The organism is Janthinobacterium sp. GW821-FHT03A03, assembly GCF_059421435.1.
In genome coordinates this window covers 116297-142066 of sequence record NZ_JBWKUZ010000013.1, presented here as the reverse complement: position 1 = coordinate 142066, position 25770 = coordinate 116297, and the positions used below count along the sequence as shown (strand labels likewise).

Here is a 25770-nt window from a genome sequence, read left to right as displayed (position 1 = left end):
CGGGTGCTTAGCTCAGTTGGTAGAGCGGCGCCCTTACAAGGCGTAGGTCGGGAGTTCGAGCCTCTCAGCACCCACCAAACAGAAAATTATCCAGTGCTTCATGGATCAGCAACACAGATCATACGAGCTTGGAGTGGTAGTTCAGTTGGTTAGAATACCGGCCTGTCACGTCGGGGGTCGCGGGTTCGAGTCCCGTCCGCTCCGCCAATAAAAGAAAAGCCCTTTGGTTCCCAGAACCGAAGGGCTTTTCCCATTCCGGGGTCAGACCGCAACACCACCAACGTCAACCCCAAAGCTGACTTGCCCGGGGGCCAGACCCCGGCTGTTAGAATCAGCGCTACCCCGACTCCGCCCCTGCCCGCATGCGCCTGCCCCGCAGTCTTCACCCCTATTCCGCCCTGCGCTTGCGCCTGGCCCATCATGCTTTGCTGCAATTTGCCGCCAGCCTGGCCAGTTCCATGGAAATCTTCTTTTTCCTGGCCGGTCCCGTCCTGCTGGGCTTGCTCAGCGTCATCGCCCTGCCCGGCTTTCTCGCCGTGACGCACGCCTGGCCCGCCGCCCTGGCCATCATCGTCACGCAAGCCGTGCTCACCTGCCTGCCCGCCTGGCTGCTGCGCAAGCGATTGTTGCCGGCGCACACCGCCGCCTGGCTGCGCCAGATGCCCTTGCCGCCGCGCCTGCGCTGGCAAGCCGATATCGCCGTGGCCGGCCTGCTGATGCTGCCGCTGGGCCTCGCCTATGCCGTCTCGGCCGGCATCTGGCTGCTGCAATCGCCGCCCTGGCTGCGCCCGATCATCGCGCCCGGCATAGCCGCCACCATCGCCGCCTGGCTGCTGGCCTGGCTGCTGACGACATGCATCGTGGCCCGGCGCCTGCGCGCGCCGCGCCCCGCACAAAGGGCGCGCACGCCCGCGATGCGCGCCTATGTGCCGCAGCACCCCCGCTGGTCTACCCTGTTCCTGTGGCGCCAGCTGTTCTGGCTGCCGTTCTGGCGCAACGAGAATGTGATCGGCCTGCAGCAAAGCGCACTGCTGGCCACGGCGGGCGCCAGCATGCTGGCCTGGCTGCTGCGCGCGCCCCTCGTGCCCGTGCCGCTGCTCGGCCTGCTGGCCAGCGCCAGCCTGGTCATCGTGACGGACCGGGGCGACAAGGCCGTGCGCGAGCAGATCGCCGTGCTGCGCCCCGCATTGACCGCCTGGCCCCTGGCCAGCGCCACCTTGCTCCGCCTGGCCTGCGCGGCCAGCCTGCTGCCGGCGTTTGCCGTGCTGCTGGGCGCGGGCGTCTTGCTGTACGCCACCGATCCCGCCGCCCTGCAGCAACGCGTGACGACGGTGTACGCGCTCACCGCCAGCGTCGCCCTGCTGGCCATCGTCGGCCTGCCCCGCCTGACGGCCCGGGGCAGGGTCGCCCTCGTCGTCCTGTCCATCCTTGCCTTGAGCGCCATCGGAAGCGAATTATGGAATTGAATGCCTGCACTCCCACCCTGCACATCGAGCACCTCGATTTTCATTTCCCCACGCACAGCGTCTTCCAGGGGTTCAAGCAGCAATTCGGCCCCGGCGTCAGCTGGCTGCGCGGCGCGAACGGCGCCGGCAAGACGACTTTGCTGAAGCTGGCGGGCGGCGCCCTGCTGCCCGCGCGCGGCGCCATCCGCCTGGACGACATCGACAGCGCTCACCAGCCGCTGGCCTACCGCGCGCGCACGTTCTATTGCGGCGGCGATGCCCCCGCCCTGCCCTGGCTGCAGGTACGCGAGTTCCTCGACCTGCATCTGGCCCTGTACCCGGGCAGCGACGAGGCCCTGCTGAACGACGAGCTGAGCGCGTTTGCCCTGTTGCCGACCTTGCAGCAAAGCATCAACGCCCTCTCGCTGGGCCAGCATAAGAAACTGCAACTGGCGCTGGCCCTGGCCTTGCCCGTGCGCCTGCTGCTGATCGACGAACCGTTCAACGGTCTCGACGCGGCCGCCATGGCCTACTTGCGCCTGCGCCTGTCCGACCCGGCCCGCCTGGCGCGCCAGTGCATCGTGCTGACCAGCCACCTGGCGCCGGACGTGCCGCTGGCGGCCACGGTGGAAATATAGACAGAAAATACAGCTTTGCAGATCGGCCAAGAACCGCTTACGATGCCGTGTTGCAAAAACCGGCGATCCCGGTGCAGCCACGACGACAACACGGCGCGCTGACCCGGCGCGCCAGGCTTATTCTTGGAGAAATCATGTTGAACACCCACCGCAGCACCCTGGCCATCCTGTGCGCCGCCTTCACCACCTGTGCCGCCCCGGCGATCGCCGCCGGCCCCACGGGCACGGCCGCCGACTATGGCACGCCGGCCCACCACGGCGCCGCCCAGCGCAGCATCGAACTGCAGGCCGATACGCGCCACATCAATGTCACGCACGGCGAAACCGTCACCATCGCGCGCGCCGGCCAGCGTTTTACGTGGCACGTGCAGACTTTTAATAACAGGACCGTCTTTGCCCTGGCCGAGATCGCACCGAAGGACATGCCCGTCGACGGCATCGCGGTATATGTGGCCGCCAACCCCCTGTACACAGGCAGCTAAGTTTCCTGCGCGCATAAAAAAACCGGAACAGCCTTGCGGCCCTTCCGGTTTTTTTCTTGATACAGCGCAACGCTGAAATACTTACGCCGTCAGCGCTTCTTTCGCGGCGGACTCGTCGACCACTTCCTCGTCATCCGAGCGGATCAGGTGGTCAAAGGCGGACAGGGCTGCCTTGGCGCCTTCGCCGGTGGCGATGATGATCTGCTTGTACGGCACCGTGGTGACGTCGCCGGCCGCAAACACGCCGGGAATCGAAGTCTGGCCGCGGGCATCGACTTCAATTTCGCCATGGCGCGACAAGGCGACCGTGCCCTTGAGCCACTCCGTGTTCGGCACCAGGCCGATTTGCACGAAGACGCCTTCCAGCTCGACCTTCTTCGACGCGCCGCTGACCCGGTCCGTGTAGGAAAGGCCATTGACGATCTTGCCGTCGCCGTGGATCTCGGTCGTTTGCGCCGAGGTGATCACGGTCACGTTGGGCAGGCTGTGCAGCTTGCGCTGCAGCACCGCATCGGCGCGCAGTTCCGCGCCGAACTCGATCAGGGTCACGTGTTTCACGAGGCCGGCCAGGTCGATCGCCGCTTCCACGCCGGAATTCCCCCCGCCGATCACGGCCACGCGCTTGCCCTTGAACAAGGGACCGTCGCAGTGCGGGCAGTAGGCGACACCGTGGTTGCGGTATTCCTTCTCGCCCGGCACGTTGATTTCGCGCCAGCGGGCGCCGGTGGCCAGGATGACGGTCTTGGCTTTCAGCACGGCGCCATTCGCCGTTTCAATCTCGATCAACTTACCTGGCGTCAACTTGGCGGCGCGCTGCGTGTTCATGATGTCGACGTCGTATTCCTTGACGTGCTGTTCCAGCGCCACGGCGAATTTCGGACCATCGGTTTCCTTGACGGAAATAAAATTCTCGATGGCCAGGGTATCGAGCACCTGGCCGCCGAAACGCTCGGCCAGCACGCCCGTATTGATGCCCTTGCGGGCCGCATAGATGGCCGCTGCCGCGCCGGCTGGGCCGCCGCCGACGATCAGCACATCGAACACGTCTTTCTTGTTCAACGCTGCCGCCTGACGGGCGCCGGCGTTGGTGTCGAGCTTGGCGAGGATTTCCTCGACATTCGTGCGTCCCTGGCCAAAGTGCTGGCCATTGAGGAACATCATGGGCACGGCCATGATCTGGCGTTCTTCCACCTCTTGCGGGAACACGCCGCCATCGATGGTGGTGACCTTGATGCGCGGGTTGATCACGGCCATGGCATTCAGGGCCTGCACCACTTCCGGGCAGTTATGGCAGGAGAGCGAAATAAACGTTTCAAATTCGTAATCGCCGTCGAGGTTGCGGATCTGCTCGATCACGGCATCGTCGAACTTGATGGTGTGGCCGCCCACTTGCAGCAGCGCCAGCACCAGCGAAGTAAATTCGTGGCCCAGCGGCACACCGGCGAAACGCACGCCGATGTCGGAGCCGGTACGGTTGATGCTGAACGACGGGGTCCGTACGCCAGCGTCAAGGCGCTCGACCAGCGTGATCTTGTCGCTCAACAGGACTATCTCCTGGAGCAATTCCTTCATCTCGCGGGCTTTTGCGCTGTCATCGAGAGAAGCGACCAGCTCAAGCGGATACACCACTTTTTCCAGGTAGGATTTCAGTTGGGTTTTGAGGGTTGCGTCTAACATGATTTTTTCTTCCTTTACAAATATTTAGGCGTATGCCGGGCCGGACGCCCGGTCCGGCATCGCGGTAACTACTTGTTTGCTGCTTGCTGCTTCAAGGCTTAGATCTTGCCGACCAGGTCCAGCGATGGGGTCAGCGTTGCGGCGCCTTCCGTCCATTTTGCCGGGCACACTTCGCCTGGGTGGGAAGCCACGTACTGGGCGGCTTTAACTTTGCGCAACAGTTCTGCGGCGTCACGGCCGATGCCGTTGTCATGCACTTCCAGCACTTTGATGAAGCCGTCCGGATTGATGACGAAGGTGCCGCGCAGTGCCAGGCCTTCTTCTTCGATCATGACTTCGAAGTTGCGCGACAGGGCGCCGGTCGGGTCGCCGATCAGTGCGTATTGCACTTTCTTGATCGCGTCCGAGGTGTCGTGCCAGGCTTTGTGCGCGAAGTGGGTGTCGGTCGAGATGCCGTAGACATCGACGCCCAGCTTCTGGAATTCTGCGTGGTGGTCGGCCAGGTCTTCCAGTTCGGTTGGGCAAACGAAGGTGAAGTCGGCTGGGTAGAACACGAATACCGACCACTTGCCTTTCAGCGATGCTTCCGTCAGGTCGACGAATTTGCCGTTGTGGTATGCGGTTGCCTTGAATGGTTTAACTTGGGTATTGATGAGCGACATTTCATTTCCTCTCGTGTGGTGAATCAGTAAGACTCTAGTGTAAGGGGTTTTAACCCATATGCAAAATTGATTGTCACAATAGTTTCAATTGCTTTTAACTATCATGACACCATGGGAACTTCATGATAGGCAGTTCCCACGGGATTGAACAGCGACAAAAAGGGTTCCCCTTCCTGCCGCCGGGTCTTTAATTTTTCAACGCTTCCGGTACTTTGCCGCCGTTTTCCGCCAGCTTGATCATCACCTGGCGGTGCAGCCAGATATTCATGCTGGCCGAATCATTGGTGTCGCCCGTGAAATGCAGCTCCTGCGCCAGCTCCTTGCGCGCGGCCAGGCTGCTGTCGAGTTGAAGCAGTTTCATCAGGTCGACGATGGACGTGCGCCAGTTGAGTGTTTCCGCATTCTTGCTGGCCAGGTCGACCAGCACCACCTCCACGTCGACCACCGGCATGGCGGCCGGTGCAGGCGCTGCCGCCGGCGCGGCCGCCGCTGGGGCGTCGGTGGCGGCCGCTGGCGTGGCAGCGGGGGCGGCGTCGGATGAATGGTGGAAGATCTTGTTGTAGATATTGCTGAAAATGCCCATGAGGTCACCTCGAGTTGAGTGAATGGAAGAAGGTTTGCCTGCGCGCCCGGTTCACATGAGGCGAACCGGTGACAGCTGGAGCCGGGCGCAGGCGCCAGCCCGTCGAGTATAAGCCCGTTCAGGCCGGGAGCCCTGTCCCGCAGGCTTGCGTAAAATCTGGTGGCGCGGCGCGCCCGTTTCAAGGGGGCAAGAGCTGGCGTGCGCGCAGCAGCGCGTCGAACGCCTCGATGGCCAGCGGCGGCGCGAACAGCCGGCCTTGGGCGTAATCGCAGTCTATGCCCAGCAGCAACACGCGCTGCGCTTCCGTCTCCACCCCTTCGGCGATGACCCGCAAGCCCAGCTTGTGCGCCACGCCGATGATGGCCTCGCACAGGGCCAGCTCGATGGCGTCAGGCGCCAGCTTGCGGATCAGGGCGCAGTCGATCTTCAGGTAATCGACGGCGCATTGCTGCAACTGCGTCAGCGAGGCATGGCCGCTGCCGAAATCGTCGAGGGCGATCTGCATGCCCGCCGCGCGCAGGTGCTGCAGGCGCTGCGCCATGCCGCTGCCGAGCAGCACATCCTCGCGCATGTCCAGCACGACGGCCGAGGCCGGCACACCGAGGGCCGCCAGCTGGCGCAGCCACGTGCCGGGCGCGTCCGCCTCGCGCTGCAGCTCCAGCGGCGACATATTGATGCACAGCTGCAAGTCCGGCCCGATGGCGTGGCCGGCCGCGCGCCAGCGCAGCAGCTGCGCGGCCGCCACCTGCTGCACCCAGTCGCCGATGTCCGCGATCAGGCCGCTGCTTTCGGCCAGGGCAAGAAAATCGGGCGGCGCCACGAGGCCGCGCTGCGGATGGTTCCAGCGCAGCAAGGCTTCCGCCTTGACGATGCGGCCGCCCCGCAATTCGACGATGGGCTGGTAGAGCAGCTGCAGCTGCTGCTCGCGCAGGGCCGTGCGCAAGTCCGCGCCCAGGCGCATGCGGTTGACGGCAGCCACCTGCAGCGCGGGCGTGAAGTAACTGTAGCGGTTGCGTCCCGCCCCTTTCGACACATACATGGCCTGGTCCGCATGCTTGAGCAAATCCTCGATGGTGGCCGCGTCATCGGGATACAGGGTGATGCCGATCGAGGCCGAGATGAACGCCTGCTCCTGCCCCAGCACGAAGGGCGCCAGCAAGCCGTCGAGGATTTGCCGCGCGATGCGGTCCACTTGCTGCAGGTCATCAAGATCGGACAGGATCACCGTGAATTCGTCGCCGCCCAGGCGCGCCACCGTGTCCGTCTCGCGCACGCCCACGCGGATGCGTCGCGCCGCCTCGATCAGCAGGATGTCGCCCTGGTGGTGGCCCAGGGTGTCGTTGACTTCCTTGAAATGGTCGAGGTCGATGAACAGGATGGCCACGCGGCTCGCATCGCGCCGGCCCTGGGCCAGCGCCAGGCGCAGGCGCTCGTGGAACATGCGGCGGTTCGGCAATTGCGTCAGGGTATCAAAATTGGCTTGCTGCCAGATCAGCGCTTCCGACTGGCGCTTGTCCGTCACGTCTTCCAGCATGCACAGGTGGTGCGGGCCGCCATGGCGCATCGTGTCGATGGCCGTCACCGAAGCGTCGACCCAGACGATGGCGCCGTCGGGACGCACGATGCGCTTGGCATGGCGAAAGCCGCGCAGGCGCCGCGCCAGCAGCTGCGCCACCTGCTCCTGTTCGCCCGCCACGTCGTCGGGATGGCTGATCTCCATCCAGCTCGACCGTTTCATATGCTCCAGGCTGCGCCCGGCGATGGCCAGATAGCGCGGATTGATGTCGATAAACTGCCCGCTCAGGGTATCGATCAGGGCGATGCCCATGGGCGCTTCCTCGAACATGGTGCGAAAGCGCAATTCTCCCTGGCGGATGGTTTCTTCCGTGCGGCGGCGCTCGCGCGCCAGGTTGCTGAAGTGGAAGGCGGCCGACACGGCCAGCAGGCTGCCGGCCACGCCCAGCGACAGGTACAGCCAGCCCAGGTCGCTGCCCTGCACGGGGCGATACAGGAAACCCTGGTAGGCGCTGCTGTCCGTGGCCTTGCGCGGCAGCACGCCCATGGCGGCATAGGTATCGGCGATATGCTGCCAGCGCTGGGGATTCATGTAGCCAAGCTCCACCAGCACGGGCTGCAGCAGCAGCTCCATCTGCTGCGCCTCGTACAGCAGATGGGCGCTGTCGTGGCGCTGGCTGTATTTGACGCGGATCAACTGCGCCATTTCCTCGCGGTGGGCCATCGCATATTGCCAGCCGCGCAGGCTGGCCGCGCGGAACGCTTTCACGCGCTCGGGATGGCGGCGCAATTCATGCTCGCTGGTAAACAAGTTGTCGCCGTAGAAATCGATGCCGGCCGTGCGCGGCGTGAACTGGTAATAGGAAAAACCGGCCCGGTCCAGGTAGTCCGGCTCGTTGGTGGAATAGGCGGCAATCGCCTCGACCGTGCCATTGATCAAATCGTCGATCCGGTGGCTGGGCGGCAAGCGCCGCAGGCTGGCCCCGTCGACGCCCATTTTCCGCAGGAAGAGCGAGACTTCATCGGAAGCGGCCGGCACATCCGCAGGCGAACCGAGCATCACGGCAGCGCCCGCCAGCCGGTGCACGTCCGGCGCGCCGCCATGCTGGCGCATCAGCAGCACGCTGGGCGAATGCTGGAACACGACGGCCAGCACCACCAGGGGCTTGCCGGCCAGGCGGCTCAGCAAGAGGCTGCTGTTGCCCACGCCATACTCGGCCTGGCCCGCCAGCACGGCCGCCTCGCTGCGCTTGCCGTCGCCGCCCTCGCGCAGCTGGACGTCCAGGCCCGCCTCGCGGTAATAGCCGTGCTCGATGGCCGCGTAATAGCCGGCAAACTGGAACTGATGGGTAAAGCTCAGTTGCAGGACGACGCGCTCCAGCGCTGGCGCGGGCGCGGCATGGAGCAGCAAGACGAAAAGGCACAGCCAGCCGAACACCCGCCGGCCGGCGCGCGGCGGCCAGGGAAGTCGGAAAGCGCGGGCTGCTTCCATCGGCATGGCAGGAAACCATCGAAGCCTGCCGAGCTGGCAGGGGTCAGGTTATTGTAGCGACTATTCCAGCCGCACCTTTTGCCGATGAATAATTATTTCATTGAGGACAATAACGTTGCGGTTTTTGGTAAACAATCTGGCAGTTGTTTGCGCTAGAACACGACGCCGGCCACCAAAATGATGTTGGCATACGGACTGCACTCACCCGTGCGCACGATGGCGCGCGCGCCCTTGCTCAATTGCTTGAATTCTTCATGCGTCACCTGGCGCGCATCGGGCAAGGCCAGCGCCGCCACCTGCGCCGCCATGGCCGGATTGTGCTGCGGCAATTCGCTGGCGAGCAAATGGTATTCCACCTGCATTTCGCTCAATACCGTGTTGACGGTATCGATGAAGCCGGGTATGCCGCGCGTCAGGGCCAGGTCGATCAGGGGCACGCCCGGCTGCGACGGCAAGCCCGCGTCGCCGATGACGAGCATGTCGCCATGGCCGAGCGAGGCGATCAGTTGCGACAGCGCAATATTGAGCAGCGGTGATTTTTTCATGGGCGTGGTGTCGTTAGAACAGCTCGTGCAAGTGGGGAATCGAGGTTTGCGCGCCGGGCTTGGTGACGCTCCAGGCGGCCGCGCGCTGGCCTTGCTGGATGGATTCGGCCTCGTCCATGCCGGAAGCCAGGCCCGCCACAAAACCGCCGATGAAGGTGTCGCCGGCGGCCGTCGTGTCGACCGCTTGCACCGCTTCGGCCGGAAACGTGTAATCGCCGCCATACAGGGCCGCATGCACGCCCTTGGAACCCAAGGTGATGATGACGTTGTCGCTGCCCAGCTTTTGCAGCGCCGCCGCCAGCGCCTTGGCATCGGCGCCTTCCGGGCTGACGCCGGCCAGCATGGCCGCCTCGATTTCGTTGGGAATCAGATAGTCGACCAGTTCCAGCACGCCTTGCGGCAGGCTGGCGGCCGGGGCCGGGTTCAGCACCACGGTCTTGCCCAGCGAGCGGGCCAGTTTAATGGCGTGCACGACGGTGGCCATCGGCGTTTCCAGCTGCAGCACGACGATGTCGGCCTGTTCGATCAGCTCTTTCGCCGCGTCAATGTGCGCGGGGCTCAACAGATCGTTGGCGCCGCCGGCGATCACGATGCTGTTCTGGCCGTTGTCGTCGACGAGGATGGAAGCGATGCCGGACGCCACGCCCGGCAAGGTGCTGATATGGCTGTCGATGATGCCGTCGCCCACGAGGGCCGCGCGCAGGGTCGCGCCGAACGCGTCGTCGCCCACGCAGCCGACCATGGCCACTTGCTGGGCGCCCGCCACTTTGCCGCTCAGGCGCGCGCAGGCCACGGCCTGGTTGGCGCCCTTGCCACCAGGAATGGTGCGAAACGCGCCGCCCGTCAGGGTTTCGCCGGGGAGGGGCATGCGCGGCACGCGCAAGACCAGGTCCATATTGATGCTGCCGATAACCACGATCATGATGTCATTCCCATCAGTTCAGTTGCAGGAGAAGTAAAAGGTACAGGCGCGGCGGCCACGCTGGAGCCGCGCACGTGCAATTCGGGCGCGATGCTGCGCTGCTGGCGCGGCAAGGCGGGGTCGGCGATGCGCGCCAGCAGGCAGGCGGCCGTGATGCGGCCCAGCTCGCGCGTGTTCTGCGCCACGCTGCTCAGGGCGGGATGCACGAAGCTGGCCAGGTCGATATCGTCAAAGCCGACGACGGCCAGGTCCGCGGGCACGGCAATGCCCCGCTCGGCGGCGGCGCGCAGGGCGCCAAACGCCATCAAGTCATTGCAGCAGAACAAGGCGTCGGGGCGCTGGCCTTGCGGCAGCGCCAGCAAGTCCAGCGCGGCCGCATAGCCGCCCGCGCTCGTGAAATCGGCATGACGGCACAGGGTGTCGGCCAGGGCCACGCCCGCGTCCGCCATGGCGCTGCGCGCGCCGGCGATGCGCTCGTTGGAAATGCTCACTTCGCGGGGACCGGCGATGCAGGCGAGGCGCCGGCGTCCCAGTCCCAGCAGATGGCGCGCGGCCAGGGCGCCGCCTGCGCGGTTGTCAACGGCCACCGCATCGATGGCCAGGTCGCTGGGCGCGCGGTCGAGCAGCACGGCCGGCACCTTCATCTTGCGCAGCAGTTCGCCATCGCTGTCGGCCAGCGCGGACAGAATCAGGCCGTCGCAGCGCTTGGTCAGCAGCACGTTCAGGTAATCGCGCTGCTTGACGGGGTCGTCATCGGAATTGCACAAAATCACGCTGTAGCCGGCCGCGTAGCAGCTGTCCTCGATGCCGCGCGCCACTTCCGAGAAATACGGGTTCGTATTATTCGGAATGATCAGGCCGATGGTGCCCGTGCTGCGGCTGCGCAAGGAACGTGCCAGCGCGCTGGGCACGTAATGCAGTTGCTCCGCCGCCGCCAGCACGGCGCGGCGCGCCTCGTCGCTGACGGGGCGGGTATTGTTGAGGACGTGCGACACGGTGGTAAACGATACCCCCGCCGCCTGCGCCACTTGCTTGATGGTTGCCATGGGCCAGTATTATGAACGCTCGCCGCGGCGGCGGTAAGTGTCGAGCACGACGGCGGCGACGATCACCAGGCCCGTGACGATGCGTTTCACGGGTTCGGACACGCCCACCTGCGCCAGGCCCGCTTCCAGCACGGAAATGATCAACACGCCGATAAACGTGCTGATGACGGAACCGCGTCCGCCCATCAGGCTTGTGCCGCCGATCACGACGGCGGCGATCACCTGCAATTCCATGCCCACGCCGCCGTTCGGGTCGGCCGCTTCCAGGCGCGACACCTGGAACAGCGCGCCCACGCCGGCCAGAAAGCCCATCAGGGCAAACACCAGCACTTTCGACGGTTTCGTATTGATGCCGGACAAACGCACGGCTTCTTCATTCGTGCCGATGCCGATCCAGTGGCGTCCCAGCACCGTGCGCGTGAGCACCAGGTGGCCGATGACAACGATGGCGATCGAGGCGATGAAGGCGGGCGACAGGCCAAACGCAATGGGCGAGCTGATGCCGTCGACGGCGCTGCCGATGTATTCCGTGCGCGAGTTCGTCACTTGATACGCCAGGCCGCGCGCCATTTCCAGCACGCCCAAGGACACGATGAAGGAGGGAATGCGCCAGCCGACGGAAATGAGGCCCGTGGTCGCGCCGCACAGGGCGGCGACGAACATGCCCAGCAGGGCCGCGCTCCACACGGGCCAGCCCCAGTGCACGACGGCCAGCGACAGCACGGAAGCGGCCAGCGCCATCACGGAACCGACGGACAAATCGATGCCGCCGATGATCAGCACAAACGTCATGCCGACGGCCATCACGACCAAAGTCGGGATGTTGTTCGACAGGGTGCTGAGGGTAGCCAAAGTAAAAAAGTTTTCGCTGGCAAACGAAAACAGCACGCACATGGCCAGCAAGGCGCCGATCAGGCCCGCATAGTTTTTCAGGTCGGCCAGGCTGCGCTGCAGATACGAAGGAGAGGAGTTGGAGGTCATGGGAATCTTTCCGGCGGATCAGGCCGCAGCTGGAGTGGAGTTGGGGGTCAAATAGCCGGAGAAGGCGGCCGACAGCAGCGCGTCCTGGCTCCAGGCGCCCCGTTCGAAGGTGTCGACGATGCTGCCGGCGCTCATGACGGCGATGCGGTCGCAGATCAGCATCAGTTCGCGCAAGTCGCTGGAAACAATGACGAGGCCCTTGCCCTGGCGCGCCTGCTCGGCCAGCACCTGATAAATATCAAACTTGGCGCCGATATCGATGCCGCGCGTGGGCTCGTCGAACAGCATCACGGGGCAGTCGCGGTACAGCCAGCGGGCGATCACCACCTTTTGCTGGTTGCCGCCGGACAGCTCGGCCACCGTTTGCGCGCTGTTGCGCGAGCGGATGCCCAGGCGCTGAATATAGTCGTCGGCCACCGTCGCTTCGGCCGCGTCGTTGAGCCAGCCGGCGCCACTGACCGTGTCGAGCGAAGCGAGGGTCGTGTTGACGGCGATGGACTGGCGCAACAACAAGCCTTGGCCCTTGCGGTCTTCCGTGATCATGGCAATGCCCGCCTGCACTGCCGCCTGCGGCGAGTGCAAGGCGGCGGGCGTTGCGCTGGCGCCGAGGAACACGTCGCCGGCGTCGGCGCGGTCGGCGCCGAAGATCAAACGCAGCAATTCCGTGCGGCCCGAGCCGATCAGGCCGGCGATGCCGAGGATTTCGCCGGCGCGCAAGTCGAACGAAGTCGGGTTGACGACCTTGCCGCGCGCCAGTCCCCGCACGCGCAGCAGCGGCGCGCCCAGGGTGCGCCCGCTCAGGTCGACGGCATCGTCGGCCGAGCGGCCCACCATCAGGCTGACCAGGTCGGCGGCGGAATGGCCGGCGATGTCGTCGTCGCAGACGAGCTGGCCGTCGCGCAGCACGGCGATACGGTCGGCCACGCGCTTGAGCTCTTCCAGGCGGTGGGAAATATAGATGATGCACACGCCGTCGGCCTTCAGGCGCTCGATCTGCAGGAACAGCAGTTCCACTTCGCGGTGCGTCAGCATGGCCGTCGGCTCATCCAACACCAGCAGGCGGCAGGCGCCGATCAGGTTGCGCGCGATTTCGATCATTTGCTGGTGGCCGATGCCCAGTTCGCCGACTAAAGTCCACGGGTCCAGGCCGCCCAGGCCCACTTTTTCCATCTGTTCGCGCGCGTCGCGCTCGAGGCGGGTGCGGTCGATGAAGCCGAAACGCTGCGGCAGGTTTTTCAGGTACAGGTTTTCCGCGATCGACAGCGTGGGAATCAGATTCAATTCCTGCATCACCATGCGGATGCCCAGCGCCTCGGCGGCGCCGCGCGAAGCAGGCTGGTAGGGCTTACCATCGAGCAGCATCGTGCCCGTGGTGGCTTGCTCCAGGCCGCAGATGATCTTCGACAGGGTGCTTTTACCGGCACCGTTCTCTCCCGTCAGCGCCAGCACCTGGCCAGGGGCAAAGCGCAGGCCCACGCCGCCCAGCACGGGGCCGACGTAGGACTTGCCGATGTTGTCCAGGGTCAATAGAGGAATGGCGGCTGAGGGCGCCGGGGGGATGTCGGTGGGCATGATAAAACTCCGCGGAAAAAGACGGCGGGGCCGGCGCCGCAGCCTCAGGCAGAGACGCGGACGCTGGCCCCGGCGGGATCAGACGATCAGGACTTGGCGCCCTTGGCGACCAGTTCGACCTTGGTTTCGATGACGCCACCGAGATCGGCCTGTTTCTTCTTCTGCGCCAACGCTTTCAGCACGGTGTCGATGCCGAACACGGCTTGCTGCGAACCGAACTGGTCGGCGGTAGCCAGCACGCGGCCGTCGGCCAGCATCGGCTTGATGGCGTTGATGTTGTCGTAGCCGACGACGAGCACTTTGCCCGTCTTGCCGGCCGCCTTGATGGCGGACACGGCGCCGATAGCCATGTTGTCGTTACCGCACAGCAAAGCCTTGATATTCGGGTTGGCGTTCAGCATGGCGGCCGCCACCGTATTGGCAGGGGCGATTTCCCACTGGCCCGACTGTACGCTGACCACTTTCGCACCGGCCGCGCTCATGGCGTCCTGGAAGCCCAGGGTGCGCTGCTGCGCGTTGTAGGTGGTCGACACGCCCTCGATGATGCCGACGGGGTCGCCCTTCTTGATCTGCTTGGCCAGGAAGTCGCCGACGACCTTGGCGCCCTTGCGGTTGTCCGGTCCGACGAAGGGCACGGTGATGCCCTTCTCTTTCAACGCGCCATCGTCGAGCTTGTTGTCGATATTGACGACGATGATGCCCGCGTCGATGGCTTTCTTCAGCACCGGCACCAGCGCTTTCGAGTCGGCCGGGGCGATCACCAGCGCGTTGACGCGCGAGACGATCATTTGCTCGACCAGCTTGATCTGGCTGGCCGTATCCGTTTCATCCTTGATGCCGTTCGACAGCAGGTCGTACTTGGCGGCATTGGCCTTCTGATGCGCCTTGGCGCCATTTTCCATGGTCAGGAAAAATTCGTTGGCGAGCGACTTCATCACCAGTGCGACCTTCGGCTTTGCTGGCGTCTGCGCCATCGCCGGCACGGCGGGCAAGGCACACACGAGGACAGCGGCGGCAATCATTTTCAGGCGAATACGGGATGTCATGAGCGTCTCCAGAGTGGTTGGTCAAGCACGTTTACTGCATGCTTTTGTGGAAATTCGTTGCGCGCAAACGTTTGCGCGCAACGAATAGTGCCTCAATGCCACATATCAGTGCAAGCAAAACTGTATGTGCAGTGCAGCAAAAAGGGCGCGTCCAGAGGGAAGCAGGCAGGCAGATGCGATCGGCCTGCCGAGGGAAAATGCGCGGAAATCAGGACGTTGTTGCGGGACGGGCGCTGGCCCACTGCACGGCCAGCACGCTGGCCAGCACCAGCAGCAGGCCCAGCATCGACCAGCCCGTCATGGCCTGGCCCAGCAAGGCCCAGCCCAGCACGACGGCCATCAGGGGACTGAGCAGTCCCAGCGAGGAGACGGCCACGGGCGACAGCCGGGCGATGCCGCGGAACCACAGCGCATATGCAAGCAGGGCGCCGGCCAGGCACAGGTAGGCGTAGGCCAGCACTTGCTGCATGGATAACGCCGGCAGCGGGGCGTCGGCCAGCCAGGCGACGGGCGCCAGCATCAGGCCGCCCAGCAGCAATTGCCAGCCCGTCAGCGCCAGCACGGGCAAGTCCGGCTTCCAGCGCCGCGTCAGGTAGGTGCCGGCCGCCATGCAGGCCGTGCCGCCCAGCGCGGCGGCAATGCCAACGGGTTCCCACACCGTGCGCGGCGACAGCAATAGAACGCCCATGCCGGCCACGCCCAGTACGCTGGCCAGCAAGGCCACGCGTGCCGGGCGGCGCCCGTCCACGCCCCATGCCAGGCCCATCACCAGGAGCGGCTGGATGGCGCCCACCACGGCCGCCAGGCCCCCAGGCAAGCGATAGGCGGCCACGAACAGCAGAGCCTGGAACACGCCGATATTGAGCGCGGACAGGATCAGCACGCGGCCCCAGTCGCGCCGCGCGGGCAGGCGCCGCATGAGCAGCAGCAACAGCAGGCCGGCCGGCAGCACGCGGATCAGGGCCGCCGTGTAGGGCCGGTCGGGCGGCAGCAGTTCGGACGTGACGATATACGTGGAACCCCAGATCAGGGGCGCCAGCGCCGTGAGCAGAATGTCGCCCCAGGCGGGGCGGGCAGCGGAGGCAGGCATGAACTATCTCGACGTTAAGATAAAAGTCCAGTGTGGGCGCGAACTATCTTGATGTCAAGATAAATTGACGGACGCGCCGCTGCCTGCCCGCGGGCGGGCGTAAAAAAGCCCGGCATGGCCGGGCTTCTGGAATGATGCCAGGCGGCAAGCTGCGCCGCCTGCCGGATGCTTAATCGCGCACGCGCTGCAGCACCGCGAGCGGCATGCCGCCGACGGTGAGCGTGGCCGTGTTGTTGCTGTTGCTCAGGCTGATCTGCATGGCCATGCCGCCCCCCTCTTCCGAGACGATCGTCACGACATTGTCTTCGGTGGCAAACGTGGCCTTGCTTGCGTTGCCGTTCTCGATAATGCTGTCGCTTGTAAATTCCAGGATGTCGCCCTTCGAACCCTTCCATTTGCCCACCAGCGGGTGGCCGCCAAAGCTGAACACGCTTTTCAGTTTGTCCAGCATGCCCGCGCCCTGCACGGCCGGCGCTTTGCCCAGCACACCGGTCATGGCCGCCTGGCTCATCTGCGCTTCATCGATGACTTGCCAGCGCTTGTCGACCAGCGCCATCGGCAGCCGTACTTCCAGGTCGCCGTCCGGCAAGCGTTGCAGGATCAATGCGCGGTCCGGCGATTTGGCGAACCACGCCGCCTCATCGGTCAGCGTCAGCGTGGCCTTGGCCATCGCCACCTGCTGTACGCCCAGGTCGCGCACCTGATCGTAGCCGCTGACCTTGGCCACTTTCACGCCCTTGGCCACGCATAGCTTGTCGCCGCGCAAGGCCGCCTTGCCCGGCGCGGCCAGCGCGTAGACAAATTGCGATTGCGCAACCCAACCACCGCTGCTTTGCTCGACAGGGGCGGCGTACAGTCCGCCACGCACGAGGATATCGAGCCATTGCCGGGTCGAGCTGTCGTACGAGGCCACGCGAATCTCCTCCTTCTGGTACGGCAAGTTGGTGAGGCACAGCAACTTGTCGCGCGCCGCCTCGTCGGCCGCCAGATGGGCGTCGATGGCGCGGCTGAAACTTCCGGCCGAGGCCGCCTCGGGCGCCAGCAGCCACGCCAGGGCGCCGCCGGCCACGATGACCGCCGCCAGCACGCCGCCGGCGATGATGACGTGGCGCCGCTTCACGCCGGACAACGCCGGCGCCGCGGCCGGTGCAGATGCCGGTACAGGTGCGGGCGCAGGCGCCACGTTCACGGCCTTGCCGCACTCATCGCAAAAGCGCGCGTCGGGCGCGTGGGCGGTGCCGCACTGTTTACAGAATTGCGCCATGGTCAGCCTTATTTGAGTTTATGCGCGCATTCGCCGCAGAACACGTCGTCGGACGCGACCGGTGCCTTGCAGCTGGGGCAGTGCAGGCTGTCAGCCGGCGCCGCGGCTGGCGCCGCCGGGGCGGCCGGGGCCGCCGCCTGCTCGGCCAGGGCGCGCGCGCGTTCACGCGCTTCCTCGGCTTTTTTCCTGACCGTGGCCAGGCCGTCGTTCAGGCTCGCTTCCGAGGCGCTGAAATCGACGTTGCGCGTGGCGTTCAGGTAAATGATGCACACGCCCTTAGTGAAGATCAAACCCGGCACGACGGCCGCGGCCGCCATCAGCAAGCCGCCGCCCAGGCCCGCAGCGATGATGTAGCCGGAACCGGAGCCGCCCAGGCCCGAGGCCAGCGCATACATGTTCAGCTGGCTGCCCAGGCCGAGTATGGTGGCCGACATGCCCGTGGTCAGCGACACGCCCGTCCCCACGACGCCAAAGATCAGCAGCGCCACGAACGAGGTGATCAGGAACAGCAGCACTTCCAGCAGGATCACCGACACCAGCTTGGTGCGCACGATCTGGTTCAGGCGGGCAATGATCTGGAACACGGTGGCGCCCGACCAGGCGGCAGGGCCGGCCAGCGGCAGCATCACGTAGAACAGGGCAAACACCAGCACGCCCAGCACGATGGCCGACAGCGGGAAGACCACCGCGTACAGCACGGGGCCGAGCACGGGGATCTTGCAGAAGAACAAGATGATGGCGATGGCGATCATGGCCGCCAGCACGATCAAAAACTCCAGGAAGACGACGGCGATCAGGCGATGGCTCGTGTACAGCGAAACGAGCACGGCATCCACCAGGCTCATGCCAGGCTGGCCCTGCACATCGCGCATCAGCATGATGCCCACGGCGTTGGAACCGTAAAACATCACGAGGAAGGCCATCAGGCCGCCCAGGAAGGCCAGCACGACACTTTTCATGCCGCCGGCGAGCATGGTCAGCGCGCCGCCGACGAGCACGGCGCCGATGAAGGTCAGGGCCAGCAGGGCAATCGCGCGGAAGTTCCTGATGGCGTCGGTCGCTTCGATCAGCGACCCCACGGCGGAGGAAAAGGGAAGAGGTTTTGTTGCGTCAGTGGAAATGGTCATGTGAGGCCTGGAAGGGAGAAATCGGAATGGGACGGCCGCGGTGGCCGCCCCGTGGTCATGCTGTGTCAGTCAGCGCGCGCCAGTTGCAGGTCGGATGCAGGCGATAGGCGCTGGACGATCTGCAATTTGACGTCCTGGCCGCCGACGCGCTTGCTATTCAGGTACAGGGCCGTGCGCACCGGGTATATGCCCTGCGGCACGCCTTCCGGCATGGGAATCGAGAAGCCGCCCTTGTAGGCGCCGCTGCCGTTATTGCTGCTGACCACCTTGCGCACGGTTTTGATCAGGTCGCCATTGGGCTTGTACAGGCTCAATTCCTCTTCCACCAGCGGGTTCGGATCGCGCGTGCCGGCCGCCACTTCGATATACGAATTGGTCTGCGCCTTCTGGCCCGGACGCACGGACGATGGCGTAAAGCCCGTCTCGTACTTCACCAGGGTCGACTGCTCGGGCAGCTTGCCCTTGTTGGCCACCTTGTAGTCGGCCTGCACCTGCTGCGCCGTCTTGACTTGCTGGCTTTGATAATTCAGGGCCACGCAGGCGAGCGCACCCAGGCTGGCGCCCAGGGCCGCGCCGCGCACCGTGTTGTTGCCGCCGCCCAGCAAGCCGCCGACGACGGCGCCGATGCCGGCCAGCATGGCCGTATTGCATTCGCCGCTGGCCGCTTCCGTGCTGGCGGTACTGGTGCCCGTGGCGCCAGGGCCGCCCGGCGCGGCGCAGCCGGCCAGCATCGAGGACACGACCAGCAGCGCCACCATGGGCTTGGCAATTTGTTTCATTTTTTTCACGTTATTCTCCAGGAAGATCAAAATAGGAATGAAAGGCCAGCCGCGCGGCTTACTCGATCTGGATTTGCGACAGCGCCTTGTCCTGCGCTTCCTTCGCCTTGCGCTTGATATCGAGCGCATGGCGGTTGCCCGTGTCCATGCGCAGCACCGCATTCGCGTTGGCGATGGCGCAGTCGTATTTGCGCTGGCTCATGCAGTGGCTCGCCTCCGACAGGCTTTCCGTGATCACGTTTTCCAGGCCGGAGCTCTGCTTGACAGGCGCCGGTGGCGGCGTGGCCTTGACAGGCTTGGCCGGTTTTTCCGCGACAGGCGCCGGCGCTGGTGCCGGAGCTGGTGCCGGAGCTGGTGCCGGAGCTGGCACTGGCGCCGGCGCCGGCTCAGGCTCGGCAGCCGGTGTCGCGGCAAGGTCGGCCGTCGTGGCGCCATCGAGCACAGGATCGCTGATGGCCAGCGGCGCGTCGGCCGCGGCTGCGGCTTCGACTGGCGTCGCGGCCGTGGCGGCAACGGCTTCCGGTGGCGGTACCGGCGCGCCTGGGGTGCCTGACATGTAATAGAATCCGCCGGCCGCACCGAGGACCACCGCCGCCGCGACGGCAGCGATGATCAGTTTGTTCTTGCCGCCGCCCGGCTGGCTGCCGGAAGGCGCATCGGGCACGCTGGCCGGTGCGGGAGCAGGTTCTGGCGCCGGTGCGGGTGCGGAATCGGCACGACGCTTTTCCAGCACGGGCGGAGGCGGCGGTGGCGCGGCCGGCTCCGGGATAAGGACGGGAACGGTTTCCGGAACAGCTTGCGCGAGCACTTCTGCCACTGGAGCGGGCTCCGGAACGACCACACTCACTGGTTCCGGCATCGGCTCAAGAACCGGCTCGGGCGGCGTCACCGGCGCGGCAAGGGGCGCCACGGCAAAGCTGAACGCGCACTTGGGGCAGAACCTGGCGTCCGGCTTGCAATCATGGCCGCACTGGCCGCAGGCTTTGCCCGGCAGCGGGGCCGCGGCAGGAACAACTGCAAACGTCGTGCCGCAGGAAGAACAGAATTTGGCGCCCGGCTTATTCTCGGCCTGGCAGGATAGGCATTTCAATTGGCATCTCTTTTCATCTAAACGCTGGGGGTCGCGTACGCTGGCGATTGCCAGAAAGGCAGGTTTGTTGCCGTACGGCCAAATATTCAACGAGTATATTTTCAAACACTAAATTGCCACAAGGGAAAATTGCCTTTTGCTCTATTCAATTTTTAAATATTGGTAAAAATCCTGCCTGCGCGACATTTGACGCCCCATGTTGGTGCAAAGAAGTAAAAAAACCCGGCAACGCAGTATGCGTTGCCGGGTTTTTCAGGGGATGCCCGCAGGCCGGGATCGGTGCGAGCGCTTACTTGCGTCCGCCCCGCGCCGGCGCGGCATGGCTGGCCTTGGCCGGCGGCTTGCCGCCACGGCCCATGGGCGCGGCGGCCGGCTTGGCCTTCGTCTTGATGGTCGACAAGATCGACGGACGCACTTTCGACTCGACGGCTGTCGCCTTCGGCGCCGCTGCCGTGCCGCCCAGGGCGATGCGGCTCTTGCCTGGCGCCACCTTGAACTTGTCCGGCGTGCCGGCGCCATGCGTCTGGCGGCTGCGTTCGCCGGCGGCCAGGCCGCCCGACTCCGACGACGTCCAGGCGGGAATCAGGTGCTTGTCGCCATTACCGATCAAGTCGCCACGGCCCATGTTGACCAGCGCTTCGCGCAAGATCGGCCAGTTGGCCGGGTCCTGGTAGCGCAGGAAGGCCTTATGCGTGCGGCGGATCTTGCCGCTGCGCGCCGTTTCCACCACTTCCGAGTCTGCCGTGACCTTGCGCAAGGGGTTCTTGCGCGTGTGATACATGGTCGTGGCCATGGCCATCGGCGTGGGCATGAAGGTCTGCACCTGGTCCAGCTTGAAATTGTTTTTCTTCAGCCACAGGGCCAGGTTCAGCATGTCCAGGTCCGTCGTGCCCGGATGGGCGGCGATGAAGTACGGGATCAAATACTGCTTCTTGCCCGCTTCCAGCGAGAAACGGTCGAACATTTCCTTGAATTCATCGTAGGCGCCGATGCCGGGCTTCATCATCTTCGACAAGGTGCCCTCTTCCGTGTGCTCGGGCGCGATTTTCAAGAGGCCGCCGACGTGGTGCGTCACCAGCTCTTTGACGTACTCGGGCGAACGCACGGCCAGGTCGTAGCGCAAGCCCGAGCTGATCAGCACTTTCTTGATGCCAGGAATGGCGCGCGCCTTGCGGTACAGCGAGATCAGCTTGCTGTGGTCCGTGCCCAGGTTGACGCAGATGGACGGGTACACGCAGGACAGGCGGCGGCACGACACTTCGATCTCTTTTTCCTTGCAGGCCAGGCGGTACATATTCGCCGTCGGGCCGCCCATATCGGAAATGGTGCCCGTAAAGCCTTTGGTTTTATCGCGGATATGCTCGATTTCACGCAGGATCGACGGCTCCGAGCGGCTCTGGATGATGCGGCCCTCATGTTCGGTGATCGAGCAGAAGGTGCAGCCGCCGAAGCAGCCGCGCATGATGTTGACGGAAAAGCGGATCATTTCCCAGGCGGGGATGTGCGCCTTGCCATAGCTCGGGTGCGGGGCGCGCGCGTAATTCATGTCGTACACGCCATCCATCTCGTCCATGGCCAGCGGCAGCGGCGGCGGGTTGAGCCACACGTCGCGTTCGCCGTGCGCCTGCACCATGGCGCGCGCATTGCCGGGATTCGATTCCAGGTGGAACACGCGCGAGGCGTGCGCATACATGACGGGGTCATCCTTGACGACATCGTAGGACGGCAGACGCACGACGGTCTTGTCGTGCTTTTCCTTGGCCATGGCCAGGCGCTCTTCGCGGCTCATGATGCGGATGGGCTTGATGACTTCGGCCGATTTCGATGCATTTTCCGTGGCGCACGCGGTCTTGTCTTCCTGCACCATCTCGTAGGGGCTGTAGTGCGGGTCGATCTTGCCGGGCACGTCGACGCGGGTGGAATTGTGCACGCCCCAGTCGTCGCCGGGCAGCCAGCCGGACGGCACCATGAAGGCCGTGCCGCGCAGGTCGCGGATATCCTTGATGTGTTCGCCGGCGGCCAGGCGGTGGGTCAGGTCGACCAGCGCCCGCTCGGCATTGCCGAAAATCAACAAATCAGCCTTGGAATCGGGCAAGACGGAACGGCGGACCTTGTCCGACCAGTAATCGTAATGGGCGATGCGGCGCAAGGACGCCTCGATGCTGCCGATGACGATGGGCACGTCGGAATACGCTTCGCGCGCGCGCTGGGCGTAGACGGTGACGGCGCGGTCCGGGCGCTTGTTCGGTTCGGCATTCGCCGTGTAGGCGTCGTCGGAGCGGATCTTGCGGTCGGCCGTGTACTGGTTGACCATGGAATCCATGTTGCCGGCGGTAATGCCATAGTACAAACGCGGCTTGCCGAGGATGCGGAAGGCGTCGGCCGACAGCCAGTCCGGCTGGCTGATGATGCCGACTCTGTAACCCTGCGCTTCGAGCAGGCGGCCGACCAACGCCATGCCGAAGCTCGGATGGTCGATGTAGGCGTCGCCCGTGACGAGGATGACGTCGCACTGGTCCCAGCCCAGCGCGTCCATCTCGGCACGCGACATCGGCAGGAAAGGCGCCACGGCAGCGCGGGCAGACCGCTTGGGAACGGTCGCAAATAAATTGGTAGGGGAGCTCATAGGGTACGGATTGTACCGGAATTGGCCATTTCCAACCTGACGGCCTGCTTTTTACTGTTGGATTTCAGTACAAAAAACGTTTATTTTTCAATCACTTGGGGAATTTCTATCGAGAAATTGTGACTGAGGAGCAGTTTTTATCATTGCATCAACATCGTCTCGGCGCCTCTCAAAACCGTAGCGAGCAAGCTCAATGCCGGGTTGAGTAGCGGAGCCGTACGAAGGTACGGTGAGCAACGGATGCCCGGCAGTGGGCTGCGCAGTAGGTTTTCAGAGGTGCATCAAATCCCCATATTGGCAAGAATCTCGCCAAGTTCGCGCAGCGCCGGCTCCAGTTTCGGATGCTTGACAGCAAACTTGGCCGACAATTCCTGGCTGCGCTCGGCCAGGCCGTAGGTGGTCGATTCTTCCTCGTCCAGCTGGGCGGCGCGCTTTTCCATCAGCAGCTTGATGTCGACATCGAGTTTTTGCAGCAAACCATGCAGTTCTTCATCGACGGGGCCACTGGTTTCGAGCGTCGAATGCAGCTGTTGTAACGATTCCTTGAGTTTGCTATCCATGTTTTTTCCTGTCAGTCAGTAAATTGCGTGTCCAGGTACAGCTGTTCCACCTTGCTCCTGGCCCACGGGGTCTTGCGCAAAAACTTCAGGCTCGACTTGATGCTGGGATCGCTGATGAAGCAATTGATATCGATGTGCTTGGCCAAGCCGTCCCAGCCGTAGTGGGCCTGCAGGCGCGTCACGATACCTTCCAGGGTAATGCCATTCAAATCTTGCTGACTCATATACTCTTTCGACTGCCTTCTTGTCTACATCTTACTCAATTCTACGCCGCCGGCACGGAAAGCTTGCGTGCGCCATGTCAACGCAACGCAAGCTTCTGATGAGGACGGCTTACTTCGCGTTCAAGCCGCGGCGTTCCAGCAGCGGTTCCACGGTGGCGTCGCGGCCGCGGAAGTCACGGAACAGCTGCAGCGCATCGACGCTGCCGCCGCGCGACAGCAATTTGCTGCGGAACCAGTCGCCGTTCTTGCGCGTCAGGCCGCCGTTTTCCTTGAACCAGTTGACCGATTCCGCGTCCAGCTTTTCCGACCACAGGTAGGCGTAATAGGCTGCCGAGTAGCCGCCCGAGAAGCTGTGCGAGAAGTACGTGGTGCGGTAGCGCGGCGGCACGGGCGCGTAGTCGACACCGGCGTCTTTCAGCGATGCCGCTTCAAAGGCCAGCACGTCCGTCGGAAGCTGGCTCGGCGCCAGCTGGTGCCAGCGCTGGTCCAGCAGGGCCGCCGACAGGTACTCCGTCGTCATGAAACCCTGGTTGAATTTCTTCGCCGCCGTGACCTTGTCGAGCAATTCCTGCGGCATGGCCGCGCCGCTCTGGTAGTGCTTGGCATAGTTTTGCAGCACTTCCGGCCAGACGGCCCACATTTCATTGACTTGCGACGGGTATTCGACGAAGTCGCTCGGCACGCTGGTGCCGGCAAAGCGCGGGTATTTCACGTTCGAAAACATGCCGTGCAGCGCATGGCCGAATTCGTGGAACATGGTCGTCACTTCATCGAACGTCAACAGCGTCGGCTGGCCGGCGGGCGGCTTCGGAATGTTCAACTGGTTGGCGACGACGGGATGCGTGCCCATCAGCGATGATTGCGACACATATTCATTCATCCATGCGCCGCCGTGCTTGTTGCCGCGCGCATAGAAATCGGCGATGAACAGGGCCAGCGGCTTGCCATTGGCATCCAGAACGTCATACACGCGCACGTCCGGGTTGTACACCGGCAAGTCCTTCCGTTCCTTGAAACTGATGCCATACAACTTGTTCGCGGCAAAGAAGACGCCGTTGTTCAGCACGCTGTTCAGTTCCAAATACGGTTTCAGCTCGTTTTCATCAAAGTTAAAACGCTGCTTGCGCAGCTTGTCCGTGTAGATGGCCCAGTCGGCCGCCGCCACCTGGAAACCGCCTTTTTCCGCATCGACCACTTGCTGCAGGTCGGCCGCTTCGCGGCGCGCATTGGCGACGGCCGGCTTGGCCAGTTCCGACAGCAGGGTATTGACGGCCGTCGTCGTCTTGGCCGTCTGGTCTTCCAGCGCATACGCGGCGTAGTTGGCGTAACCGAGCAAGGTCGCCCGTTCGGCGCGCAGTTTCGCCAGTTTCAGCACGATGGCGCGGTTGTCGAACTCGCCGCCCTGGCTGCCCCGGTTCAGCGAGGCGTCCATCAGGCGCTGGCGTGTCTTGCGGTCCGTCAATACGGCCAGCGGCGGCTGGCCGCTGGTATTGACCAGGGCGATGACGAACTTGCCCGTCAAGCCCCGCTCCTTGGCGGCGGCCGCCGCCGTGTCGATATCGCTGTCCGTCATGCCGGCCAGCTCGGCACGCGTGTCGACGACGATGCTCTTCGCATTCGTTTCCTTCAGCACGTTTTGCGCGAAAGCCGTTTCCAGGCCCGCCCGCTCGGCGTTGTAGGCTTTCAGTTTTTCCTTGTCCGCATCAGACAGCCTGGCGCCGGCGCGCACGAAGTCCGTGTGATAGCGTTCCAGCAGGCGCAGGGATTCGGCATCGAGGCCCAGCTTGTCGCGCTTGGCGTACAGGGTGTCGATGCGGGTAAACAGTTTTGGATTGAGCGTGATGGCGTCGCCATGCGCGGCCAGTTTCGGCGACACATCCACTTCCACCGCTTCGAGCACGCTGTTCGTGTTGGTCGAGGTCATGTTGCTGAAGATGCTCTGCACGCGGTGCAGCAGCTGCCCCGTGCGTTCCAGCGCGACGATGGTGTTCTCGAACGTGGCCGGCTGGCGGTTGCTGGCAATCGCGTTGACTTCGGCCAACTGGCGTTTCATGCCTTCGGCAAACGCCGGCGCGTAGTGCTCGTCCTTGATGAGGCCGAATTGCGGCATCTGGAACGGCAGCGGACTCGCTTTCAACAGGGGGTTCTGGGCGCTGATGGCGGCGGCCGGTGCGGATTTCGCGGCGGCGGCCATGGCGGATGGGGCGGCGTGGGCCAGCATGACGCTGGCGGCGATGACGAGCAGTTGTGGACGGATCATGACATCTTTCAGAAAGCGCGGGGAAGAGCCGCGATCGCGTCGCGGGCCAGTGGCAGATCATAGCAGCCTGTCACACGGGCGTCATCCAACATGGGCGATCCTGTGGTGCATCACGCCAACTGCGCGGTTTACCACGGTTTATGG

22 protein-coding genes, 2 tRNA genes and 1 pseudogene are annotated in these 25770 nt (G+C 64.2%); 5 read left to right on the top strand and 20 right to left on the bottom strand.

Features of this window, described 5'->3' with window-relative positions; genetic code table 11:
• The first annotated feature begins 1 nt into the window (after nt 1).
• The 5 genes from AC07VI_RS21075 (at nt 2) to AC07VI_RS21055 (ending at nt 2565) form a co-directional block, all read left to right on the top strand.
• Nucleotides 2-77: transfer RNA gene (locus AC07VI_RS21075), tRNA-Val, on the top strand.
• 53 nt (nt 78-130) lie between these two features.
• A tRNA-Asp gene (locus AC07VI_RS21070) sits at nt 131-207 on the top strand.
• 155 nt (nt 208-362) lie between these two features.
• Nucleotides 363-1466 (top strand): hypothetical protein, encoded by a 1104-nt coding sequence (locus AC07VI_RS21065; RefSeq protein WP_226936360.1) that lies wholly within the window; start codon nt 363-365, stop codon nt 1464-1466.
• Nucleotides 1457-2083: an ATP-binding cassette domain-containing protein gene (locus AC07VI_RS21060; protein ID WP_086146585.1), complete on the top strand. Its 627-nt coding sequence runs from the start codon at nt 1457-1459 to the stop codon at nt 2081-2083. The genes AC07VI_RS21065 and AC07VI_RS21060 overlap by 10 nt, the downstream gene beginning before the upstream one ends.
• Before the next feature lie 134 nt (nt 2084-2217).
• Nucleotides 2218-2565, top strand: a complete 348-nt coding sequence (locus AC07VI_RS21055; RefSeq protein ID WP_492991834.1) for a CzcE family metal-binding protein — start codon at nt 2218-2220, stop codon at nt 2563-2565.
• Nucleotides 2566-2646: 81 nt separating this feature from the next.
• Here AC07VI_RS21055 and ahpF read toward each other — a convergent pair whose 3' ends face one another.
• The 20 genes and pseudogenes from ahpF to AC07VI_RS20955 all read right to left on the bottom strand — a co-directional run bounded on the left by ahpF (nt 2647) and on the right by AC07VI_RS20955 (nt 25626).
• Complete coding sequence (gene ahpF, locus AC07VI_RS21050; protein ID WP_099375489.1) at nt 2647-4242, bottom strand: alkyl hydroperoxide reductase subunit F; 1596 nt, start codon at nt 4240-4242, stop codon at nt 2647-2649.
• Between the two features lie 98 nt (nt 4243-4340).
• Complete coding sequence (gene ahpC / locus AC07VI_RS21045; protein ID WP_071326099.1) at nt 4341-4904, bottom strand: alkyl hydroperoxide reductase subunit C; 564 nt, start codon at nt 4902-4904, stop codon at nt 4341-4343.
• Between the two features lie 187 nt (nt 4905-5091).
• Nucleotides 5092-5487, bottom strand: a complete 396-nt coding sequence (locus tag AC07VI_RS21040) for a DUF3597 domain-containing protein (RefSeq protein WP_086146588.1) — start codon at nt 5485-5487, stop codon at nt 5092-5094.
• A 178-nt stretch (nt 5488-5665) separates the two neighbouring features.
• Nucleotides 5666-8500: an EAL domain-containing protein gene (locus AC07VI_RS21035; protein ID WP_492991835.1), complete on the bottom strand. Its 2835-nt coding sequence runs from the start codon at nt 8498-8500 to the stop codon at nt 5666-5668.
• A gap of 146 nt (nt 8501-8646) precedes the next feature.
• On the bottom strand, nt 8647-9039 hold the full coding sequence (gene rbsD, locus AC07VI_RS21030) for a D-ribose pyranase (RefSeq protein WP_035823039.1): 393 nt from the start codon (nt 9037-9039) through the stop codon (nt 8647-8649).
• Between the two features lie 13 nt (nt 9040-9052).
• Entirely contained in the window at nt 9053-9961 is a 909-nt protein-coding gene (rbsK, locus tag AC07VI_RS21025; RefSeq protein WP_492991837.1) for a ribokinase, read from the bottom strand.
• The gene (locus tag AC07VI_RS21020) at nt 9958-11007 is read right to left on the bottom strand and encodes a LacI family DNA-binding transcriptional regulator (RefSeq protein WP_099375487.1); all 1050 of its coding nucleotides are present in this window, start codon (nt 11005-11007) and stop codon (nt 9958-9960) included. Before AC07VI_RS21020 ends, rbsK begins: the two co-directional genes overlap by 4 nt.
• Nucleotides 11008-11016: 9 nt before the next feature.
• Entirely contained in the window at nt 11017-11988 is a 972-nt protein-coding gene (locus AC07VI_RS21015; protein WP_086146592.1) for an ABC transporter permease, read from the bottom strand.
• An 18-nt stretch (nt 11989-12006) separates the two neighbouring features.
• The gene (locus AC07VI_RS21010) at nt 12007-13560 is read right to left on the bottom strand and encodes a sugar ABC transporter ATP-binding protein (RefSeq protein ID WP_086146593.1); all 1554 of its coding nucleotides are present in this window, start codon (nt 13558-13560) and stop codon (nt 12007-12009) included.
• A gap of 86 nt (nt 13561-13646) precedes the next feature.
• Nucleotides 13647-14606, bottom strand: a complete 960-nt coding sequence (locus AC07VI_RS21005; RefSeq protein WP_099375486.1) for a sugar ABC transporter substrate-binding protein — start codon at nt 14604-14606, stop codon at nt 13647-13649.
• 208 nt (nt 14607-14814) lie between these two features.
• Nucleotides 14815-15696 carry an EamA family transporter gene (locus AC07VI_RS21000; RefSeq protein WP_086146595.1) on the bottom strand — a complete coding sequence of 294 codons (882 nt, stop codon included), beginning with the start codon at nt 15694-15696 and terminating at the stop codon, nt 14815-14817.
• A 169-nt stretch (nt 15697-15865) separates the two neighbouring features.
• Nucleotides 15866-16960, bottom strand: coding sequence for a zinc-ribbon domain-containing protein (locus AC07VI_RS20995; protein WP_086146596.1), 1095 nt, complete (start codon nt 16958-16960; stop codon nt 15866-15868).
• A gap of 8 nt (nt 16961-16968) precedes the next feature.
• Entirely contained in the window at nt 16969-18087 is a 1119-nt protein-coding gene (locus AC07VI_RS20990; RefSeq protein ID WP_143450724.1) for a zinc ribbon domain-containing protein, read from the bottom strand.
• 65 nt (nt 18088-18152) lie between these two features.
• Complete coding sequence (locus AC07VI_RS20985) at nt 18153-18875, bottom strand: hypothetical protein (RefSeq protein WP_492991838.1); 723 nt, start codon at nt 18873-18875, stop codon at nt 18153-18155.
• A 49-nt stretch (nt 18876-18924) separates the two neighbouring features.
• The gene (locus tag AC07VI_RS20980) at nt 18925-19683 is read right to left on the bottom strand and encodes a hypothetical protein (RefSeq protein WP_492996396.1); all 759 of its coding nucleotides are present in this window, start codon (nt 19681-19683) and stop codon (nt 18925-18927) included.
• Between the two features lie 168 nt (nt 19684-19851).
• Nucleotides 19852-19956, bottom strand: a pseudogene (locus AC07VI_RS20975) (zinc-ribbon domain-containing protein); the annotation flags it as partial.
• 289 nt (nt 19957-20245) lie between these two features.
• Complete coding sequence (locus tag AC07VI_RS20970; RefSeq protein WP_216356412.1) at nt 20246-22507, bottom strand: YgiQ family radical SAM protein; 2262 nt, start codon at nt 22505-22507, stop codon at nt 20246-20248.
• 356 nt (nt 22508-22863) lie between these two features.
• A complete protein-coding gene (locus AC07VI_RS20965; RefSeq protein WP_086148153.1) occupies nt 22864-23142 on the bottom strand; it encodes a DUF4404 family protein in 279 nt (92 codons plus the stop codon).
• Between the two features lie 11 nt (nt 23143-23153).
• On the bottom strand, nt 23154-23366 hold the full coding sequence (locus AC07VI_RS20960; RefSeq protein WP_034780902.1) for a VF530 family protein: 213 nt from the start codon (nt 23364-23366) through the stop codon (nt 23154-23156).
• 109 nt (nt 23367-23475) lie between these two features.
• Nucleotides 23476-25626, bottom strand: coding sequence for a M3 family metallopeptidase (locus AC07VI_RS20955; protein ID WP_492991841.1), 2151 nt, complete (start codon nt 25624-25626; stop codon nt 23476-23478).
• Between the last annotated feature and the right edge of the window lie 144 nt (nt 25627-25770).